Source organism: Pedobacter sp., assembly GCF_035566355.1.
Classification (GTDB): domain Bacteria; phylum Bacteroidota; class Bacteroidia; order Sphingobacteriales; family Sphingobacteriaceae; genus Pedobacter.
Genome location: NZ_DATMRL010000078.1, coordinates 1 through 3,837 on the forward strand (window position 1 = coordinate 1; position 3,837 = coordinate 3,837).

A 3,837-nucleotide genomic window follows, 5' to 3' on the forward strand; every position below is an offset into this window, starting at 1 on the left:
TCTTGGTCCCCGTTCCTGTCGTATCTTTGGGGTTAGCCACCTTTAATTCTACATCGTTGTTCAAGCTGAATCCCATGGTGGCCGACTTAGCTCCTGAAGACCCGGAAAATCGGGAGCCCTGAAAAATGGAGTAAGTCCTGTTTTGTTTGTATATCGGATCATAAACATTCGTTCCATCCTGATAGAGCAACTCCTTTATACCACTTGAATTGGCCGGTGTATAGCTCATGCTCACGCTAGGCGTCATTACATGTCTGATGGCCTGTATTTTTCCCAGGTTTTTAAATTGCGCGGTATTGTAAATTTTGGTTGAAGCACTAAAGGAGATTGGCTTAATCACTCCAAAACGCTTAAATCCGGCTATAGTATCATACACCAGCGAATCAGAATGATTAATGATCTTCAGCATCGTTTGACGGTAAGTCTGAAAATTCCATTGCTCCGTGTAACCAGAACTGATGCTCAAATTGAAAAATTTAGCCAATGTAAAAGGTAGGGAGGCGGTCATATCATGACTCATACCACTTTGAAACTTTTTGAAAGCATCTGGCTTAAACAACTCACTTTCAGTTGTATTAATTGTATTCGAAGCTTGCATGGAATAGCCAACATTCAATTTCTGATACCATTTTTGCTCACCCACCCTCGTCTTGGAATCAAAAGGGTTGAAACTTTGAACGTTAAAGGTGAAACTCGGCGCTGTTAAACTGATCGTTTTGGCTTGTAACTCCTGACTGGAACTTAAAGTAACGTTGTAATTATACCAGGTTCCCGTTTTGCCGTAATTGACCGAAGAGGCCAAGGCGTTTCTTGAGATTCCTTGTGGATTATAATTTCCATTATTCCTGGAATTTACAAAATAAGATCCTGTACCTGCATCCACATGCGCACTGAACGTAGTTCCCGGATTTGCATTAGGATTTTGTGAATGCGACCAATAAATATGAAAATCCTTGTTGGCCGTATTGCTTATCGTTCCCTCTACCCCTTGTTTGGTGCTGGTATAACTCAGGTTAATACTTCCGTTATACTTATACCGCTTCATATAGTTGGTATACGTATTTAAAACATAGGATCCTCTGGTATAGATCGTTCCCAGGATTTTGGCATCCCAATAATCGCTGATACCGATATAGTATCCTCCGTCCCTTAAAAAGAAACCAAGTGTTCCGTCTTCACCAATATTTGGTACAATAACCCCGGATGATTTTTTATTGGGTTTTGGAAAAAAGGCAAAAGGAAGTGCCAGCGGCAAAGGGATATCTTCAATTTCCAGATATACCGGCCCGGTAATGACCTGGTTCTTGGTTACAATACCCTTGGTGATAAAAAAACCAAAATGAGGATGTGGCAGGTTACATGTACTATAGATCATGTTCTTGACATGAATCTCATCATCCGGTTGCTTTTTACTCTGCCCTCCGGAGAAAAAGCCCCCTTCCTGCTCTGTAAAGGTGTTGAATATAGTCCCCTTACCTGATTTTGTATTATAATATAGAGAATCGGCAATGGAAGAGCCATCTTTATCCATCTTAATAATGGGTTTTCCTATATATTTTCCCTTTGCATCCTTACGTCCACTGGCAAAAACAACATTGGTTTTCGAATCATAACGAATGTAATCTGCATCCAGCTCAAAAGACTGATAAATAACGCGAGCCTTACCATATAGATAAATAATACTCTTGTCTTTACTATATTTTGTAGAGTCCTGGGCCGAATATTCTATTTTTGAATCAACATCTTTATTATTTTTAACTTTATTTTTTGTAGTATCTCTTTTCGTTGTATCGGTCTGCTGACGCACCTGGAAGGCTGAAAAACCGGAAAAAGCAGCAGCACTACTACTGGCGACAGACAGTAAAAGAATGGAATTAAATAAAATGATGTGGCGTAAAAGTTTCAAATTCGTCTGTGAATGTTATTTTTGCATTAATGTTTAATCCAAAACGTCCAAAATTAATGAAAAATATAGCATTGGTTAGACCAAATGTAATATTGATCGCATTTATTTCTATATTTATTATCACATCAACTGGCTATCAAGCCTTTACGCAAGATTATAAAATAAAAACTATCGTTATTGATGCAGGTCACGGAGGTAAAGACGGGAGTACGAGAGGTCTTTATTCCACAGAGAAAGATGTAGCTTTAAAAACCGCTTTGCGGCTAGGAAAAGCAATAGAGCAAAACCTGCCAGATGTTAAAGTGGTCTATACCAGATCTGAAGATGTCTTTATTCCATTATATGATAGAATTGGCCTTGCGAATAAAGTCAAAGCCGACCTTTTCATTTCCATACACTGCAACGACATGCCTGTATACAGATCTACTATAGTTACTGGCTATAGAAAAGGAAAAAGAGGCAAAAAAATTCCGATCACAGAAACTGTAAGCAGAAAAAGTACATCTACGCGGGGTACAGAAACCTTCGTTTCTGGTATGGGACGAATGAACGAACAGGATGAAGTGATCAAAAGGGAGAACGAGGCGATATTGTTAGAGGATAATTATAAAGAAAACTATGAAGGTTTTGATCCGAACAATCCGGAGAACTACATCATTCTATCCCTGATGAAAAATGCATATCGTACCCAAAGTCTTAAACTTGCCAAAATGGTACAAGACCAATATATTAATGTGGGACGTATAGACCGTGGTGTACAAGAAAAGAGCCTTGCCGTTTTAGCACGCGCCGGGATGCCTGCAATTCTGACAGAAATTGGTTTTATCAGTAACCCAACCGAAGAAGATTATATGAATTCAGAAGCTGGTCAGATTGAAATCACCAACTGCCTGTTAAAGGCAATACAAAATTATAAGGCTTCTGTTGAGCGTTAATTCACTCATCAGCTGCACAAAAAAGCAAATTAGAAATGAGTCAACGCGTAAAGATATTTATAGTTCTTTTATTATCACTTATCTATACCCCTGTTGCTTTTTCTCAAAGTCATTATAAAGTTAGAACCATCGTGATCGATGCAGGTCATGGTGGCCGGAAGCCTGGTGCCAGAGGGGCCATTTCTTATGAGAAGGATATCGCTTTAAAAGTAGCCTTAAAACTGGGTAAAAAATTTGAAGAAGATATGCCTGGAGTAAAAGTACTCTACACCAGAAAGAAAGATGTAGATGTGGACTTTTATAAAAGGGCTGAAATTGCAAATGACGCCAAGGCCGATATCTTTATTTCTATCCATTGCAATTCAATGCCAGATCATCGCGTCATTACGGGATACAGCAAGAAACGCGGAAAAAAGGTGCCCATATACAAATCATCTAAAAATACATCAACCAGAGGAACGGAAACCTTTGTGGCAGGTATGCACCGGATCAATGAACAAGATGTGGCGATCCGGGAAAATGCCGATATTAAGCTTGAAAAGAACTATAAACAAAATTATGATGGGTATGATCCCGGTGATCCCGAAACATTTATTATATTATCTTTGTTTAAAAATAAGTTCAGGGATAAAAGTATGGAACTGGCCAAACTGATCCAGCACAATTATTCCAAAGTTGACCATAGACTAAGCAGAGGAATAAAAGAGCAGGGTATTTTGATTTTGCAAAGATGCGGGATGCCGGCGGTTTTGACAGAAATTGGTTTTATAAGCAACCCGGAAGAGGAACGTTATATGAATTCGGCAAAAGGACAGGCAGAAATTGTACATTCCATATTCAATGCTGTTAAAACTTACAAGAAAGAAAACGAATTAAATTAAGTAAACAATACATACGTGAAGATAGCAAACGAAACCAAAGTAGGCATACTGGCTGCCTTTTCCATAGCCTTACTCATTATCGGCTACAATTTCCTAAAGGGGAATGCAATATTTT

3 protein-coding genes and 1 pseudogene are annotated in these 3,837 nt (G+C 38.8%); 3 read left to right on the forward strand and 1 reads right to left on the reverse strand.

What is annotated here, in order from left to right; translation table 11 throughout:
• Positions 1-1,906, reverse strand: a 1,906-nt coding sequence (locus tag VNZ46_RS02895) for a putative LPS assembly protein LptD (RefSeq protein ID WP_325558575.1), incomplete at its 3' end; no start/stop codon positions are given.
• 56 nt (positions 1,907-1,962) lie between these two features.
• On the opposite strand from VNZ46_RS02895, the gene VNZ46_RS02900 reads away from it, so the two are divergent.
• From VNZ46_RS02900 to VNZ46_RS02910, 3 genes and pseudogenes are all read left to right on the forward strand, one after another.
• Complete coding sequence (locus tag VNZ46_RS02900) at positions 1,963-2,841, forward strand: N-acetylmuramoyl-L-alanine amidase family protein (RefSeq protein WP_414693456.1); 879 nt, start codon at positions 1,963-1,965, stop codon at positions 2,839-2,841.
• A gap of 35 nt (positions 2,842-2,876) precedes the next feature.
• Positions 2,877-3,722, forward strand: coding sequence for an N-acetylmuramoyl-L-alanine amidase (locus VNZ46_RS02905; RefSeq protein WP_325558578.1), 846 nt, complete (start codon positions 2,877-2,879; stop codon positions 3,720-3,722).
• A 15-nt stretch (positions 3,723-3,737) separates the two neighbouring features.
• Positions 3,738-3,837 (forward strand): annotated as a pseudogene (locus tag VNZ46_RS02910) (MCE family protein); the annotation flags it as partial.

Coding starts and splice junctions, on each gene's coding strand:
- VNZ46_RS02900 (WP_414693456.1), top strand. CDS start 1,963: ATGAAAAATATAGCATTGGTTAGACCAAATGTAATATTGATCGCATTT.
- VNZ46_RS02905 (WP_325558578.1), top strand. CDS start 2,877: ATGAGTCAACGCGTAAAGATATTTATAGTTCTTTTATTATCACTTATC.